We start from the raw sequence: 16,872 nt of genomic DNA, 5'->3' as shown, positions 1-16,872 counted from the left end.
CGGCCGCGAGGGTGATATGGAAGTTCGCCATCCTGGGATGCTTGGGGGGAGGCCGGTTTCGGCGAGCATAATCCGCTATCCGGGCATTCCGGCGCTGCCGAAGGACACGGAACGATACCGATGCAAGGGTGGCGGCTCACTGGTCCTACGCGTCGAAGCGGGAGACCTGGTGACGGTCACCGATGCCGAGGGCGGCCAGGCATGCGAACTTTCCTTCGTTGACGAAAGCGGCCGCTTCCAGGCGGCAGGCCTCGGCGCGGCGTTCACCAATGCCGCCGATGGCCTCAAGACCATTCTCTCCCGCGAAGAGGCGGGCGCGCTGCGTATTCGCAGCGCGCTTCGGCGCCGCGGTGCGGATCTGGCCACGGCCGGCGCCGTGCGCATCTTCGGGGAACGATCCACGCCGGGCAGCAGGGTCGAATTCACGATCGCGCTGAAGGGGCTGCTGATCGTTGCCGCACCTGCGGAGGCGATGTCGCCCGAGGCACAGGACACGGCAACACCCATTGAGGTCAGGGTCCGCCGCAGCAGGGTGGTCCGCGACTATTCCTCCGCCTTGCCGGAGCCGCTGGCAGATCCGATCGAGGACATCCGCATCAAGGCTGCAACCGCGTCGGCGTATTTCGTGCGAGCCGGAGATTTCATACAGATCATCGACGTCTATGGCCGCCAGTGCACGGACTTTCAGGCATTTGCCGCCCGCAAGATCGACAAGGGCCTCGACCTTGCTCTCGACTCGACCGTCACCCGTACCCTGCTCGGGCGCAGCTACCCGGCGCCGGGCCTCCCCTCCAAGGCTTTCGATCGCGATTTCGAGCCGCTGGTGGAGATCGTACAGGACACGGTTGGCCGTCACGACGCTTTCGCCACCGCCTGCAATTCGCGCTATTACGATGACATGGGCTATCCCGGCCACGTCAACTGTACGGACAATTTCAACGCGGCGCTTGCGCCTTATGGCATCCCCGGCCGCAAGGGCTGGGAAGCGCTCAACTATTTCTACAACACCAATATCGACAACGACAATCAGCTCTATCTCGATGAGCCCTGGTCGCGTCCGGGCGACTACGTGCTGATGCGAGCCCTGACCGACCTTGTCTGCGTCTCCTCCTCCTGCCCAGACGATATCGACGCGGCAAACGGCTGGAATCCGACCGACATTCACGTCCGGACCTTTTCCGGAAAAGAGCAATTCTCACGAGCGGTAGCCTATCGCATGACACCCGATGCCGAGCCCGAACTGACGCGTGAAACCGCTTTTCACCCCCGCTTTTCCGCGCTGACGCGAGACTACGCTGAATATCGCGGCTATTGGCTGCCGAACCGGTTTTCGTCGGCGGGACCGGTCGAGGAATACTGGGCCTGCCGGGAACGCGCGGCAGTCATCGATCTTTCGCCGTTGCGCAAGTTCGAGGTCACGGGTCCGGATGCCGAGGAATTGCTGCAATATTGCCTGACACGCGACGTGCGCAAGCTTTCGACCGGGCAGGTCGTCTATTCCGCCATGTGCTACGAGCATGGCGGCATGATCGACGACGGCACCCTTTTCCGTCTCGGCGACAGGAACTTCCGCTGGATCGGCGGCGACGATTACAGCGGCATCTGGCTGCGAGAACAGGCGGAGAAGAAAGGCTTCAAAGCCTGGGTGCGCTCCTCGACCGACCAGATGCACAATATTGCCGTTCAGGGCCCGAAGAGCCGCGACATCCTCAAGGAGACCGTCTGGACGGGACCGCGTCAGCCCACGATCGGTGAGCTCGAATGGTTCCGCTTCGCAGTCGGTCGCATCGGAGGCTTCGAGGGCGCCCCCGTCGTCGTCTCGCGCACCGGCTATACCGGCGAGCTCGGCTATGAGATATTCTGCCATCCCAAAGACGCCCTGACCGTTTTCGACGCGGTCTGGCGGGCCGGCGAGCCGCATGGGCTGAGGCCGATGGGGCTGGAAGCGCTCGACATGGTTCGCATCGAGGCTGGCCTGATCTTCGCTCATTACGACTTCGACGATCAGACCGACCCGTTCGAGGCCGGTATCGGCTTCACGGTGCCGCTGAAGTCCAAGCAGGACGATTTCATCGGCCGCGAAGCGCTGATCCGCCGCAAGGAAAACCCGCGCCACTTGATGGTCGGCCTCGACATACAGGCGAACGAGGCGGTCGGCCACGGCGACTGCGTGCATGTCGGACGCGCACAGATCGGCGTCATCACCAGTGCCACCCGTTCACCGGTCCTCGGCAAGACGATCGCGCTTTCCCGGATCGACGTTACGCATGCGACAGTCGGCACGCAGGTGGAGATCGGCAAGCTCGACGGTCAGCAGAAGCGCCTGCCCGCAGTCGTCGTGCCGCTGTCGCACTACGATCCGCAGAAGAAGCGGCCGCGCTCCTGAACCGATTTGGGTAATCCTCTCTAGACTAAGGCCTGTTGAGATTCATTTTGAGTTTATGACGGCTGCAGCAAGATGGCTAATGGCGTTGAAGCTCTGGTCGGTTTCGTCGGCACGCTCGGCGATGCCCTTGAACTCCTTGAGTACCAACCGCACGCCATTGCATGTGTCCTTTGATCGTAACCGATCAATGGACAAAACATGAAGCAGCTCAAAGGATTACAGCGACTTTTCGGAGGACTGCAACCTCTCCTCCGTCCTCATCCTGTGCTTGTCACAGGGATGAGAGCAGCGCCGCGTCTGCGGCGCGAGAAGAGCTCTTTCAGCCCAAGGACCTGGTCTGGCTGGATTCCTGTGACAAGCACAGGAATGAGGAAATCGAACAAGCGGCGGCGGGTGGCCCGAATCTCAAGAGGCCCTGAAGCACTTCCACGAAAAGTGTGTACCTCGGACGCGCAGGCGCGATTTTGCCCCTCCCACAGGTGGGAAGGGCATACACCGAGGCGAAGATCGTCACGTGCGCAGATATTCCTCCAGGGAGTCGTCAAGCGCTTCCACCCAAGGCGTGTGATGCTTTGGCGACATATTGCCCGTCATCAGCGACCGATAGGCATTGTCGCGAAAACCCATGATGTTTTCCGCCTTGTGGTGCTCCCACTTCATGAAGGTCCGGTTGACCCCTTCGATATCGAAGCTCGGATAATCGGTTTCGGCGAGCAGTTCCTTCACGTAGTCGCCCTGATACCAGATCATCTCTTCGGCATGTTCGAGCGTTTCCTCGCGGGCGCGCCACATGTCGAAATTGGCCTTCAGCTCCTCTTCCGGCGGCAGCTCGAGGCGGCCCATCATGACGTCGCGCGCCCACCAGGCCTGCACGTCGAACATGTTGAAGGTGTAAAACTGATCCTGCATGCCGATGTAGAAGAGCTGCGGATTCTTGTCGAAGACCACGCCCTTGTAGAGATGGTCGGCCCAAAGGCGGTTGGCGGTCTTGAGCCTGAGTTCATCGGGCAGGAACGGAAAATGGTGCTGATAGCCGGTGCACAGGATCAGCGCGTCCACTTCCTTTGTCGAGCCGTCCGCGAAATGGGCCGTCTTGTTTTCGAGCTTCGTCAGCAGCGGCCGTTCCTCGAAGTTTTCCGGCCAGTTGAAGCCCATCGGCTTTGAGCGGTAGCTCGTCGTCACCGATTTCGCCCCATACTTCCAGCATTGCGAACCGATATCCTCTGCCGAGTAGCTCCGGCCGACAATGAGAACGTCCTTACCCTTGAATTCCAGCGCATCGCGGAAATCGTGGGCGTGCAGAACGCGGCCGTTGAAGGTTTTCACGCCTTCGAAATAAGGGACGTGCGGTGTCGAGAAGTGGCCGCTCGCAACGACCACATAGTCGAATTCCTCGTCATACATGCGGTCTTCGAGGCGGTTATGAGCGGTAACCGTGAACTTCTTCGTCTGTTCGTCGAAGTGCACCATGCGCACCGGGGTATTGAAACGCACCCAGTCGCGCACATTCGCCTTCTCCACACGGCCCTTGATATAATCCCACAGCACCGCGCGCGGCGGATAGGAGGCGATCGGCTTGCCGAAATGCTCCTCGAAGGTGTAGTCCGCGAATTCCAGGCACTCCTTCGGACCGTTAGACCAGAGGTAGCGATACATGCTGCCATGCACCGGCTCTCCATATTCGTCCAGTCCGGTGCGCCAGGTGTAGTTCCACAGCCCTCCCCAGTCGGACTGCTTTTCATAGCAGACGATCTCCGGAATCTCGGCACCCTTCTGGGCGGCCGACTGGAAGGCCCGCAACTGGGCGAGGCCCGATGGACCGGCACCGATGACGGCAACTCTTGTCATGACGCATTCCCCTTGATTTGTGGAAGTTGCAATTGCATGCAGTCGTCTTAGCGCTGGAAGCGGCGTCAATCCGGGAATGTGCCGGGACTGGTCGGCGCGCCGTCGTCGAATTTCGTAAGCCAGTCGATCGTGGTCTGGCGATAGCGCGTCAGGCCCTTGTAATCGATGAGTTCCGGCGGCAGCGTGCTGAGCACGCGCGGAAAGCGGCGCGCCCATTTCGGGACCGTCACGAGCTCATTCATATTCATCAGATAGCAGCGGATGACGAAGAGGATGGCGTTCGAGCGCGGCAGGCGCCACAGGCTCTGCACCTCGACGCGCAAATGCACCTTCTCGCCGACGTTTTCTGGCGTGACCGTGGCGCGGTCCGGACCCCATTTATGATAGTTTTCCGGGCTGGTATCGAGGCGCGGATTGATCGTCATCGTCCAGTTGAAACGGCGCGTAGGCTTGCCCTGCTGCAGATTCAGGAGGAATTTAAGGGCGCGGTCGAAGACGCCCATCTGATGAGCGAGCGGCACCGGGCCGTGCCATTCCATGAAGTTCATGCCGATGTCGAAATCGAGCGACCAGTCGGCCTGGGTCGTCACCATTCCGGCATCCATCCAGAGATTGCCGTCGCGCTGGTCGACGATGCAGAAATCCCCCTGCGCCTGGCGGGTGATGTATTCGAGCGGTTCATAGGGAAGCGTCGAGCGATCGCCGAAGGTGAAGGTGTCGTCGATGCCGAGCGGCCGGTTGATCCAGCGCCATTGATCGCCGTTCCTGGTGAGCGTGAAATGTTCGGGAAAGCCGGCGGCCTGCTCCTCCATCAGAAGTTCCAGGGTATCCCATTGTGCCGTCATCATGTGTGGCAGGGCCTGGTAGCGCAGCGGGTCCTCTTTCAGAACCAGAGCCCGATCCTGCATCTCGGCGACGTAGTGCTCATCGACGTCGATCAGGCTTTCGAAGGCGGTGCCCTTCTGCCCCTTCACGTGCGGTTCCATGTTCACCGCGTACATGTATTCGTCGCGGTCGAAGGGAAACGGAAAGCGCCGGATGTTTTCCGGACTGTTGCGATAGCTGAAATCGTCCCGGAAGGTTTCCTGCTTGAAGGCGATTGCCATGCCCGTTCTCCTCTTGGTCGGCCCGATTGATCGTTTCGTCGAACGATCCAAGTGTTTGAAACCACGCATTTCTGGGCGGAAAACTGTTGGACGGTTTTCCTGGAACGGCTCTACAGGTCGAGATGCAAAGCCTTTCCCTCGAACCGGGAGACGCAGAGCATCACCTTTCGGCCGGAAGCCTTTTCTGCGTCGGTCAGATAGAGGTCGTTATGCAGCAGCTTGCCGTCGCAGAGGGCGACCGTCGTTTCGCACTGCCCGCAGGCACCGCCGCGACAGAGAAAGGGCGCATCGATGCCGGCCGCCTCGATCGCCTCCAGCATGCTCTCGTGATGACCCACATGGACGGTCTTGCCGGAGCGCGTCAGCTCAATCGAAAAGGGTTTGCCGGGCTGGGAGGACAGAAAGCGCTCGGAATGCAGGTTCTGCTCCGGCCAGCCGGCCTCAAGCCCGGTCTTGAGTACGCCGTCGATCATGCCCGCGGGACCGCAGACATAGAGATGCGTGCCGAGCGGCTGGCTGTCGAGCAAGCGGGCGAGCGGAATGCGATTGTCTTCGGCATCGCAATAGATCTTCACCCGATGCGGTCCGTAGCGGGCGACGAGGTCCTCGCAGTAAGCGCCGCGGTCGCGCGTTCGAATGGCATAATGCATTTCGAAACAGGCGCCCTCGCGGGAAAACTGCTCCATCATGGCGATGAAGGGCGTGATCCCGATGCCGCCGGCAATCAGCAAATGCTTTCGGCCGCGCCAGTCCGGCTGAAACAGGTTGACGGGGTGGGAGACCTTCATTTCGTCGCCTTCGCGCACCTTCTCGTGCATGAAGGACGAGCCGCCGCGGGAATCCTTGACATGCAGCACGCTGATCTCGTAGGCCGAACAATCATATGGTGCCGACATCAGCGAATAGGCATTGCGCCGGACGTGACCATTGTCGTTCATCGAAACGATGACGTGGGCGCCACCGGAGAAATAGGGCATCGGTCGGCCGTCCAGGCGCTCGAAACGGAAGCGTTTGATGCGATGAGCGACCGGCGTCACCCGGGTCACTCGGACGGGAATTTCAGTACCACCGCTCACAGGAACAACTCCTCCGGATCAGGCGCGCTGCCGGGTTCTTCCGCATCGACATTGACGCCCTGGAAGGCGCCGAGGCGCCGCGAGTAATGGTCGCGTACGAGAAGCTGCAGACCGCAATGGCCGCAGGGAAAGGGGCTGTGGGTGACGTCCTCGGTGACGCCTTTGCAGTGGACACATTGCACGCGGCGCGCCAGCGAGCCGCGGTGTTCGGTGATGATCGAGGCATGGTCCATGCCGTGATCGAGCGCCACCATCATCGCCTGGCCGATAAAGCCCTCCGTGCCGGCGATATAAAGCCGCGTCCCCATATGGGCGGCCGTCAGCGTGCCCCTGAGGCGGAAGAGCAGCGTCGCGATCGTCGGGGCTGCGAAGAACATATGGGCGCCAAGCGCGCGCAGCGCCTCGCCGTTTCCCTTGCCCTGCGAGCCGCGCGCGACATAGAGGATCTCGCTGCGGGACAGCGCCGTGTCGTCGAGTACCGGCTTCCTGTCGAGGAGGGCATGGGCGCCCTCCCCTTCCAGGGCGAAGATGTGCCGCCGGGCGCGCGGCTGAATGGAAAGTCCCGTATAGACCGGACGGCTCTTAATGCCTTCGACAAGCATGGCCGCCTCCCCTAACCCACGGCCGTCCTCTTCTTCTTCTCCGGATCGTCGAAGGTCAGCGTGTGGGCGATCGCCCTGGCGTTGAGGTTCTTGCCGCGCACCTCGAGCTTCACGCCCTGGACGGCTTTGTCGACGTCCAAACGGGCAATCGCCATGGATTTCTTCGTCAGCGTCGAATAGCTCGGGCAGGTGATTACACCGACCTTCCTGTCCTCGGCATAGACTTCGTCGCCGAGATCCGCCGGCCCGTCGGCATCGATCAGCATGCCGAAGATCTTGAAGCGTTCCTTGCCTTTCAGGCGCGCATGCTCCTCTGCTCCGCGGAAGCCCGTCTTGCCGGGGCTGACGGTGAAATCGAGGCCGAGTTCCCAGAGGCTGTCGCCGGGCGGTTGGTCGGCGAACGGATACATCTGCGAATTGTCGTAAGGATAGAAGAGCAGGTAGCTTTCGACCCGCAGCATGTCGAGCACGCTGAAACAGCAGGGGATGATGCCCATCTCCCTGCCTTCCGCGACGATGCGATCCCAGATCATCACCGCATCCTGCCCGCGCACGAAGATTTCATAACCACGCTCTCCGGTATAGCCGGTGCGTGAGATCATGACGGGAGCGCCGAAGAGCGTCGTCTGCATGTGGTGGAAATATTTAAGGTCGCGGATGCCCGGCACATGTTTTGCGAGATAGTCGACCGCAAGCGGACCCTGCAGCGAAAGATCATGCAGATCGTCGTCGAACAGGACTGCGCAATTGCGACCTGCGGCCTGTTTCACGATCTCCTCGTAGCCGGAGCCGGAGCCGTGGACCAGCATCCAGGAATTCGGGCCGGTGCGGTACACGATGCAGTCGTCGGTGAAATGGCCGCGATCGTTCAGCATGCAGGCATAGACGGAGCGTCCGGGATAGATCTTCGTCATGCCGCGGGTGGTGATGTAGTCGAGCACGGCGATGGCATGCGGACCGACCAGGTGCACCTTCTTCAGGCCGGAAACGTCCATGATCCCGGCCTTCGTGCGGATCGCGACATGCTCTTCGGACATGTCCTTCTCGTAGGTCCAGGCGGTTCCCATGCCGCTCCAGTCCTCCAGTTTCGATCCGAGAGCGCGATGCCGATCCGCCAAGGCGGAGAAACGCCAAGATAAAGCCATTTCGTTCCCTCTTTTTTCCCATACGGAATATTTATTTCCTGAATATATTCAGTATTCCGCAGGGAAGCAAGCGGGCCCGATTATTTTTGTCGCGTGGTTAAGGCGGCGATTCGCGGGAGTTGGTGCGGCTTCCGGCTCTGATGCGATGGGCGGTAATGGGGCGTGGGAGTAAGCCGGTTTCGGCCTCTATCGGCCTCAGCCCATCCGTTCCGACGCGTAGGAACCCGGGCTCGGCGGGAAGACGACGACGCGGTTGCCGTTGATGAAGCAGCGGTGGTGGATATGGGCGTGCACGGCGCGGGCCAGCACCTGGCTTTCGACGTCGCGGCCGATCGAGACGTAATCCTCGGCCGACTGCGCATGGGTGATGCGGGCGATATCCTGCTCGATGATCGGTCCCTCATCGAGATCGGCGGTGACGTAATGCGCCGTCGCGCCGATCAGCTTCACGCCGCGCTCATAGGCCTGCTTATAGGGGTTCGCCCCCTTGAACGACGGCAGGAAGGAGTGGTGGATGTTGATGATCTTCCCCGACATCTTCTTGCAGAGCGCATCGGAAAGCACCTGCATGTAGCGGGCAAGAACGATCAGCTCGGCGCCGGTCTGCTCGACGACGTCCATCAGCTGGGCTTCGGCCTTCGGCTTGTTCTCCTTCGTCACCTTGATGCAGTGGAAGGGGATGTCGTGGTTGACGACCACCTTCTGGTAGTCGAAGTGGTTGGAGACGACCCCGACGATGTCGATCGGCAAGGCGCCGATCTTCCAGCGGTAGAGAAGATCGTTCAGGCAATGGCCGAAGCGCGACACCATGAGCAGCACCTTCATGCGCTCGGACTGTTCGTGGAGAGCCGTCTCCATCTCGAACTTCGAGGCAATCGGTTTCAGCCCTTCCTTGAGAGCCGCAAGGCCAACCCGCTCCTCCGAGATGAAGCTGGTGCGCATGAAGAACTTGCCGGTATCCAGATCGTCGAACTGCGAGCTGTCGGCGATATTGCAGCCCTGCTCGGCCAGATATCCCGATAGCGCCGCAACCACGCCGCGCGTCGACTTGCAGGATACGGTCAGAACGAAATTCTGCATGTTCATTTCTCTCCCCTCGCCGTTCGTAGCGCGCACGGGTGTCGATCCATCCTCGTTGCCGACGCCGCAAATTGCTACCAGAGCAGATCGATGAAATCAATCTGCAGGAATATATATTTCTCCTGAGGCAACTTTCCTTTCACAGCTTGGCGGAAAATCGCGCGTAGGGCGAAAAGAAATGAGCAGAAGCTTTCCTCAGTCCTCTCCGCGGCCGCGCGGATAGGAAATGATCGACAGATACCGGATCGGCAGCGTGGTCAGTTCTTCCGGCCCGTGCGGCGCGTCGGCGTCGAAGAACAGACTATCCCCCGGAGTCATGCGGTAAAGATTGTTGCCATGCCGGTAAACCACCTCGCCTTCCAGCATGTAGAGGAATTCCAGACCATCGTGTTGAAACGTCGGAAAGACGTCCGAGTCTTCGGTCAGCGTGATGAGATAAGGCTCGACGACGACGCCGGAGGTGTTCGATCCGATATGGCCGAGGAGGTTGTACTGGTGGCCGGCGCGGGTGCCGCGCCGCTCGACGTCGACGCCCTCCCCCGCTTTGACGAACACGGCGCTATGCTCCTCCTCGAAACGGCGGAAGAAGGCGGTGATCGGCACGCCGAGCGCCCGGGACAGCGTCTGCAAAGTCGTGAGCGACGGCGATGTGTTGCCATTCTCGATCTTCGACAGCATGCCGACCGAAATATCGGTCGCGGAGGCGACGTCGGCTACTGTAATGCCGAGCTTCTTGCGGAAGGCACGCACCTCATGACCGATCGCGACTTCCAGCACCTTTTCACGAGTATCGCGGATGGCATGCGGATCCTGAGTGAACGGCGTGACACGCGCCAACTCTGCCGCCGTCTTGCGCGCGCCGTCGGCGCCCACGGACGCTTTGCCGTTCTTCTTCGAGTTCCGATGCTTTTCCGCGTTTTCCCTGCCCATGCCAATCTCGCCTCGTTTTTACTGATAGTAAATATTTCTGGGTCTTCCACAACGCCATAAGCGCGCGGCCGAGGAAGTATTCTGCCCTGAGTAGAAGATCAACTCTCGCTGCAGCCTATGCCTGCTCCGCCGATGTGTTGCGCGTGACGAGGCATGGCCGCGAACACGCTGGAATGCGCCCGCGCCTCCGTCAGCCCCCGCCTCACTGTCGCTCGATCTCCCGGGCTCGGCCAGGTCGGGACGGCGTCACTTGACAGTGGTTTCGCTTTGCCTGACATTCCTGTTAGGCAAATATTTTTTCTAAGCAGAAAACGGCCGGCTCCCGGCATCCAAGTTACAAGGAACGAAAAACTACCCGGAGGAAGAACCATTGGAGGAGGAAAGCGAATGGAAGCGACACTAAGCAAGCTTGGCGAAGATGCGAGCTTCAGCCAGCGTATCGATGTAATGCACAGACGTGACCGCGTCTGCCTTACGGCCTTCGTCGTGGTCCTCTGGTGCACCCTGCTCTTCGCGCTGTTTACCGTTTGGCCCTACATCGCAACGCCGGCCATCGCCGTCATCCTGACGGTCGCCTGCGGCCTGGTGCTGCTCTTCAACACAGCCGCCATCATTGCCATGCTGCGCCATTACGAAGAAGACAAGCACTTCATCTACAGCCTCGATCTCAAGCATCTCGACGAGATGCGCCCGCAAAGCCGCTAGGAGGCATCATGGCATACGAACCTCCGAAACAGAGCTTTGCAGGCCAGATCTTCGACGTGATCACGTTGCTCGTGCTGACCATCGGAGCCCTCTACATACCGCTCTATCTTGGCCTTGCGGGCGCGGCCAAGGTGCCCGATCCGATCGCCGATCCGACCTGGGAAGCGCTCGGCCAGAACGCCACCGAGCAGCAGCAGTGGGCCGCGCTCGGCATCACCGATCCGGCGGCCGCCAACGACATCATCACCGCGCGCTTCGACTATAGCTTCAGTTGGGCCTCGCTCGTCGTCATGGCCGTGCTCGTCATCGGTTACTTCGTGATGGTGGTCCGGCTTTCCGACAGGGAATACCGCGAAGTGATCGAAGAACGCTTCGGCACGAAGCGACGCTAGGGAGGCGGCGGCCATGTGGGACATACTCGAATACGCGGCCTGGGCGCTTTCGGCGCTGTTCGGCGTGCTGATGCTCGCCGATCTCGTTCGCATCGACACCACGTACGACAACGAACTGCTGATCTCCTCTCGCGAAGGCGAGATCGAGGCGACGGCAGAGCGCCACGAGATCTGAGGGGAGGACGGCAAATGGACGATACTACATCCGCCGCAGCCGAGCCGGACCGGCTGCGCCTGCTGAGGGTGCTCGGGCCTGCACATGTCTGGGCACTCGGCGTCGGCATCGTGCTCGTCGGCGAATATATGGGCTGGAATTTCTCGGTGGGCAAAGGCGGCATGATCGCCGGCCTGTTGGCCTGCTGGGTGGCCGGCCTGCTCTACACCTGCGTCGCCATGATCGACTCGGAAGTGACTTCGACGGTCGCCGCGGCCGGCGGCCAGTACGCTCAGGCCAAGCACATCGTCGGCCCGCTGATGGCCTTCAATGTCGGCCTCTTCCTTGTGATGGCCTATACCATGCTCGAAGCCGCCAACGCCATCACCGTCGGCTTCCTGCTCGACACCGTGGCCGGAATGCAGGGCCAGGCCGGGCTCAACCAGCAACCCTTCATCGTTCTCGCCATCATGTTCCTGGCGTGGCTCAACTATCGCGGCGTGCTCGCGACCCTGACCTTCAACCTGGTGATCACCGCCATCGCCTTCCTTGCAATCGTGGCGTTGTTCGTATCGGTGCAGTTCGGCGCCTCGGCGGTGCCGCTCGATTTTTCGGCCATCACCTCCGATCCGCTACCCTATGGCTGGGTGGGCATCGTGGCATCGCTGCATTTCGGGCTCTGGTACTATCTCGGTATCGAGGGTACCTGCCAGGCGGCCGAGGAGGTGCGCTCTCCTGCCCGCTCGCTTCCCTACGGCACGATGGCCGGCATCATGACGCTGCTGATCGCGGCCACCATGACCTGGTATATCTGCTCCGGCCTGATGCCGTGGGAATATCTCGGCCAAGCCGGCACGCCTTTGTTCGACGCCGCCCGCGTCACCGGCAGCACCGGACTGATGGTCCTGCTCTTCGTCGGCACGGCATTCGCCACGCTCGCCTCCGCCAACGGCTGCATCAATGACGCTTCCCGCGCCTGGTTCTCCATGAGCCGTGACCGTTATCTGCCAAGCTGGTTCGGTGCCGTCCATCCGGTCTACCGCACGCCCTATCGAGCGATCGTATTCCTGGTCCCGATCGCGCTTATCTTCGCGCTCGGCGCCCCGCTCGACCAGGTCGTGACCTTCTCGATCCTGTCGGGCCTGCTCGGCTACACCTTCATGACCTTCAACATGGTGATGTTCCGAAACAAGTGGCCGCTCGGCAAGATCAAGCGCGGCTACGTGCACCCGTTTCATCCTTTACCCACGGTCGTGCTGCTCATTCTGTGCTCGACCGCCTATTTCGCCGTGTTCCTAGGCTACGGCACGCAGCTCAGCGCGATGATGTGCTTCTACATCGTGGCTTCGCTGTGGTTTCACTTCCGGCGCTACAAGTTCGTACGCCGCGGCGATCAGTTCACGATGCCGTGGCCAAAGCCACAAGGCTATTGATCGGGTCGGGCCGGCGGCGCCTGCGAGCCGCCGGCCTTCAAGGGGCGCGCAGTGCCCGTTCGGCGCGCGCCGCCCGCCCTCACGAAACTGTCCGGAGCGCTTCCCGCGCAGAAGCCGGCGACCAAGCCAGGGCGATCGTATGATCACCACAATTGCCTTCTCTGCCTTCGCAATAGCTTCCGGCGTATGGATGAGCGTTCGCGCGGTCCGCGACCACCGGGCGGCCATTACCGCGCGCCGCGGCCTCCTGGACGACGCAGCGCGGCACTTTCCGGGCGCCCGCATAACCCACGGCGCAGATCACTTTCCGATCCTCGCCGGCAGGCTGGACGACGGGCGGCAGGTACGGGTCGAACTCGTCCCCGACACGCTGGTCTGCCGACGATTGCCACAACTGTGGCTGAAGCTCACCCTGCTCGAAACCAGCCCCTGTGCCAGGCCGAAGATCGGTGCGCTGGCGCGGCCGACCGGCGCCGAATTCTACTCGCTCGTGCACGAGATGCCGCATCTGTTGATCCCGCCGCCCAGCGACGCCGCCCTCCTGATGCGCGGCGACGGCAATGCTTCGCGTCGGCAGGTCGAACGCGCCGCAGCCATGTTCGGCAAGCTGTTCGCCGATCCCACGCTCAAGGAGGCCGCGATTACTTCACGCGGCGTGCGGCTGGTCCGCCAGGCGGCTCAGGGGCAACGCGGCGCCCATCTGCTGCTGCGGCAGGCGCAGTTTTCAATCACGGCCATTGCGCCCGAGACGATACGCCGGACGATCGCCGAAGCAGAGGCCCTGAGCGGCTCGCTGGCGGACGATGAGCCTGCTTATTCGCTGCCGCCGTCGGCGGGAGCGATTCCAGAAGGTATTCAGCGGTTTTCGGACCGGGAGTGCGCAGTTTCAAAGTGCTGAGGAGGCCGCCGTGGCCAAGCCGATCAATCCCTATCTCGTGCTGATATTGGCCACGATGCTGCCCGGGGCCGGCCATGTCGCCCTGCGCGATGCGGCTCGGGGCCTGGCCTTCGCTTTTTTCGTCGTTTTCTTTTCGGTGATCACCTACATGACGACGCCACCGGACCGCTCCTTCATCGGGCGGCATGCAGGCGGCATTTTCGTCTGGGCCCTGTCGATCCCCGACGCCTACCGCCGTGCGCGCATCCGCACGGTGATGGCCCGGAAGAGCTGAAGCGACCTGCAGGTCACGGCCGGGACGTCGGCCGAGGCGTTTCAAAGATCGTTTCACTGTCTTTCAACAGCGAAACGATCCGGTTCTTTCAAGCTGACGGAAAATCCCTGGTGCTACACGTCGAGCGTGGTCTGGTGCTCCCATTCGGTGAATTGCGAGCAATAGGTGTTCCACTCGCCCTGTTTCAGCTTCAGATAGGCGGCGGAGAACTCGCGTCCCAGGGCCTCCTGCAACTCCTCGTCCCGATTGTATTCCCGCAATGCGTCGAGCAGGTTCAGCGGAAGCTTCGGCGCGTCGGTTACCTTATGGCCGTCCTTGTACATGTCGATGTCGTAGTGACGGCCGGGATCGGCCTTGGAGCGAACGCCCGAAAGGCCGGCCGCAATGATGATCGCCTGCAGGAGGTAGGGATTGACGGCGCCATCCGGAAGGCGCAGCTCGAAACGGCCGGGGCCGGGAACGCGCACCATGTGGGTGCGGTTGTTGCCGGTCCAGGTCACCGAATTTGGCGCCCAGGTTGCGCCGGAGATCGTGCGCGGCGCGTTGATCCGCTTGTAGGAGTTGACCGTCGGATTGGTAACCGCGGCGAGCGCGCTTGCATGTTTCATGATGCCGCCAAGGAAGTGGCGTCCCTCGGCTGAAAGGCCGAACTCCGCTTTGCTGTCGGCAAAGGCATTCACCTCGCCTTCCAGGTCCCAGACCGAAATGTGGCAATGGCAACCGTTGCCCGTCAGACCCTTGAACGGCTTCGGCATGAAGGTCGCGCGCAACCCGTGCTTCTCGGCGACCGACTTCACCATGAACTTGAAAAAGGAATGCTTGTCGGCGGTCCGGAGCGCGTCGTCATACTCCCAGTTCATCTCGAACTGGCCGTTCGCATCCTCATGGTCGTTCTGGTAGGGCTTCCATCCGAGTTCGAGCATGTAGTCGCAGATTTCGGCGATCACGTCGTAGCGGCGCATGATCGCCTGCTGGTCATAGCAAGGCTTTTCCGCCGTATCGAACGTGTCGGAAATCTTCGATCCGTCCGGCGAGATCAGGAAGAACTCCGGTTCGACGCCGGTCTTGACGCGAAGACCTTCCTGGGCGGCCTGAGCGACGAGCTTCTTCAGCACCACGCGCGGTGCCTGTTCCACGGGCGCGTCGTCCATGACGCAGTCTGCCGCCACCCAGGCGACATCCTTCTTCCAGGGGAGTTGGATGGCCGCGGACGCATCGGGGAGAGCGAAGAGATCGGGATGCGCAGGCGTGAGATCGAACCAGGTGGCAAAACCTGCGAAGCCCGCGCCGCCCTTCTGCATGTCGGCGATCGCTTCTGCGGGAACCAGTTTGGCGCGCTGCCCGCCGAAGAGATCGGTGTAGCTGATCATGAAATATTTGACGCCCTTTTCGCGGGCGAATGTGGAGAGATCCAGTGTCACTTTGTTCCCCTTTTGGATTCCGACACTCAATTTCAAACGAAAAGGCCGCACCCTCTCAAGTGCGGCCCGTCATCCTTTCATTCAAAAGGTACCTTTGCCAGGATACCAGCTCGTTCCCGCAAGCGGCACCTGCGCCATGGCTGCGGCTTCCATCGTCAGCGCGCACAGATCCTCCGGCTCGAGATTGTGGAGGTGGTTCTTGCCGCAGGCACGGGCGATGGTCTGTGCTTCGAGCGTCATCACCTTCAGATAGTTGGCCAGCCGCCGGCCGGCGGCGACCGGGTCGAGGCGCTTCATCAGTTCGGGGTCCTGCGTCGTGATGCCGGCGGGGTCCTTGCCCTCGTGCCAGTCGTCATAGGCGCCGGCCGTCGTGCCGAGCTTCTGGTATTCTTCTTCCCAGTGCGGGTCGTTGTCGCCGATGGCGACCAACGCCGCGGTGCCGATGGCCACCGCGTCGGCTCCAAGTGCCAGCGCCTTGGCGACGTCCGCGCCGGAGCGGATACCCCCGGACACGACGAGCTGTACCTTGCGGTGCATGCCGAGATCCTGGAGCGCCTGGACGGCCGGCCGAATGCAGGCAAGCGTCGGCATGCCGACATTCTCGATGAAGACGTCCTGCGTCGCCGCGGTCCCGCCCTGCATGCCGTCGAGCACGACGACATCCGCACCGGCTTTGACCGCGAGCGCCGTGTCGTAATAGGGCCGCGCACCGCCGACCTTGACGTAGATCGGCTTCTCCCAGTCGGTGATCTCGCGCAGTTCGAGAATTTTGATCTCGAGGTCGTCCGGCCCGGTCCAATCGGGATGACGGCAGGCTGAGCGCTGGTCGATGCCCTTCGGCAGGTTGCGCATGTTGGCGACCCTGTCGGAGATCTTCTGGCCGAGCAGCATGCCGCCGCCACCGGGCTTGGCCCCTTGCCCGACCACCACCTCGATCGCATCCGCGCGGCGCAGATCCCTCGGGTTCATGCCGTAACGCGACGGCAGGTACTGATAGACGAGCGTCTGAGAATGACCGCGCTCCTCATCCGTCATACCCCCGTCGCCGGTGGTGGTCGACGTTCCCGAAGCCGTCGCACCGCGTCCGAGTGCTTCCTTGGCGGGGCCGGAAAGCGCTCCGAAGCTCATGCCGGCGATGGTGATCGGAATCTTCAGATGGATCGGCTTCTTCGCGAAGCGCGTTCCCAGGACGACCGAGGTGTCGCATTTCTCGCGATAGCCTTCGAGCGGATAGCGCGAGATCGATGCGCCGAGAAAGAGAAGATCGTCGAAATGCGGAACCTTGCGCTTGGTGCCGGCGCCTCTGATGTCATAAATGCCCGTCGCAGCCGCACGGCGGATTTCCGCAAGCGTATAGTCGTCGAAAGTCGCGGACTTGCGCGGCGGGGTATAGCGGGTTGTGATAGCTCATACTGGTCCCTG

14 protein-coding genes and 2 pseudogenes are annotated in these 16,872 nt (G+C 61.6%); 7 read left to right on the top strand and 9 right to left on the bottom strand.

The annotated features are described in order from the left end of the window. Nucleotides 1-16: 16 nt before the first annotated feature. Nucleotides 17-2,386 (top strand): trimethylamine N-oxide demethylase, encoded by a 2,370-nt coding sequence (locus tag AC5J09_RS12685; RefSeq protein WP_494297732.1) that lies wholly within the window; start codon nt 17-19, stop codon nt 2,384-2,386. A gap of 510 nt (nt 2,387-2,896) precedes the next feature. Here AC5J09_RS12685 and AC5J09_RS12680 read toward each other — a convergent pair. The 7 genes from AC5J09_RS12680 to AC5J09_RS12650 all read right to left on the bottom strand — a co-directional run bounded on the left by AC5J09_RS12680 (nt 2,897) and on the right by AC5J09_RS12650 (nt 10,173). Then, nucleotides 2,897-4,234, bottom strand: coding sequence for a trimethylamine monooxygenase (locus AC5J09_RS12680; RefSeq protein WP_494297731.1), 1,338 nt, complete (start codon nt 4,232-4,234; stop codon nt 2,897-2,899). A 65-nt stretch (nt 4,235-4,299) separates the two neighbouring features. Further along, nucleotides 4,300-5,340, bottom strand: coding sequence for a heme-dependent oxidative N-demethylase family protein (locus AC5J09_RS12675; RefSeq protein ID WP_324762626.1), 1,041 nt, complete (start codon nt 5,338-5,340; stop codon nt 4,300-4,302). Nucleotides 5,341-5,450: 110 nt separating this feature from the next. Then, a complete protein-coding gene (locus AC5J09_RS12670; protein ID WP_494297730.1) occupies nt 5,451-6,416 on the bottom strand; it encodes a PDR/VanB family oxidoreductase in 966 nt (321 codons plus the stop codon). Beyond that, nucleotides 6,413-7,018, bottom strand: coding sequence for a dimethylamine monooxygenase subunit DmmA family protein (locus AC5J09_RS12665; protein ID WP_494297729.1), 606 nt, complete (start codon nt 7,016-7,018; stop codon nt 6,413-6,415). The genes AC5J09_RS12670 and AC5J09_RS12665 overlap by 4 nt, the downstream gene beginning before the upstream one ends. An 11-nt stretch (nt 7,019-7,029) precedes the next feature. Then, a complete protein-coding gene (locus AC5J09_RS12660) occupies nt 7,030-8,163 on the bottom strand; it encodes an aminomethyl transferase family protein (RefSeq protein WP_494297728.1) in 1,134 nt (377 codons plus the stop codon). Nucleotides 8,164-8,358: 195 nt separating this feature from the next. Further along, a complete protein-coding gene (gene purU / locus AC5J09_RS12655) occupies nt 8,359-9,243 on the bottom strand; it encodes a formyltetrahydrofolate deformylase (protein ID WP_324763426.1) in 885 nt (294 codons plus the stop codon). A gap of 195 nt (nt 9,244-9,438) precedes the next feature. Beyond that, a complete protein-coding gene (locus tag AC5J09_RS12650) occupies nt 9,439-10,173 on the bottom strand; it encodes a helix-turn-helix domain-containing protein (RefSeq protein WP_324762622.1) in 735 nt (244 codons plus the stop codon). 387 nt (nt 10,174-10,560) lie between these two features. Here AC5J09_RS12650 and AC5J09_RS12645 point away from each other — a divergent pair, with 387 nt between their 5' ends. The 6 genes and pseudogenes from AC5J09_RS12645 (at nt 10,561) to AC5J09_RS12620 (ending at nt 14,029) form a co-directional block, all read left to right on the top strand. Next, nucleotides 10,561-10,878, top strand: coding sequence for a hypothetical protein (locus AC5J09_RS12645; RefSeq protein ID WP_324762621.1), 318 nt, complete (start codon nt 10,561-10,563; stop codon nt 10,876-10,878). 8 nt (nt 10,879-10,886) lie between these two features. After that, nucleotides 10,887-11,270, top strand: coding sequence for a hypothetical protein (locus AC5J09_RS12640; protein WP_100669950.1), 384 nt, complete (start codon nt 10,887-10,889; stop codon nt 11,268-11,270). 13 nt (nt 11,271-11,283) lie between these two features. Then, the gene (locus AC5J09_RS12635; RefSeq protein ID WP_003532521.1) at nt 11,284-11,445 is read left to right on the top strand and encodes a hypothetical protein; all 162 of its coding nucleotides are present in this window, start codon (nt 11,284-11,286) and stop codon (nt 11,443-11,445) included. A 14-nt stretch (nt 11,446-11,459) separates the two neighbouring features. Next, complete coding sequence (locus AC5J09_RS12630) at nt 11,460-12,857, top strand: APC family permease (RefSeq protein ID WP_324762620.1); 1,398 nt, start codon at nt 11,460-11,462, stop codon at nt 12,855-12,857. A gap of 139 nt (nt 12,858-12,996) precedes the next feature. Beyond that, nucleotides 12,997-13,738: pseudogene (locus tag AC5J09_RS12625) on the top strand (hypothetical protein); the annotation flags it as partial. A gap of 27 nt (nt 13,739-13,765) precedes the next feature. After that, nucleotides 13,766-14,029: a hypothetical protein gene (locus AC5J09_RS12620; protein ID WP_100669952.1), complete on the top strand. Its 264-nt coding sequence runs from the start codon at nt 13,766-13,768 to the stop codon at nt 14,027-14,029. Between the two features lie 113 nt (nt 14,030-14,142). Here the strand turns inward: AC5J09_RS12620 and glnT are convergent, their stop codons facing one another. Both glnT and AC5J09_RS12610 read right to left on the bottom strand, forming a co-directional pair. After that, nucleotides 14,143-15,450, bottom strand: a complete 1,308-nt coding sequence (gene glnT / locus AC5J09_RS12615) for a type III glutamate--ammonia ligase (protein ID WP_018099595.1) — start codon at nt 15,448-15,450, stop codon at nt 14,143-14,145. Between the two features lie 81 nt (nt 15,451-15,531). Next, nucleotides 15,532-16,861 (bottom strand): annotated as a pseudogene (locus AC5J09_RS12610) (FMN-binding glutamate synthase family protein). Nucleotides 16,862-16,872 lie beyond the last annotated feature (11 nt).

The sequence above is a fragment of the Sinorhizobium sp. genome (assembly GCF_059070375.1).
Note: the sequence above shows the minus strand (reverse complement) of the source record. Positions and strands in the feature narration are given on the sequence as shown.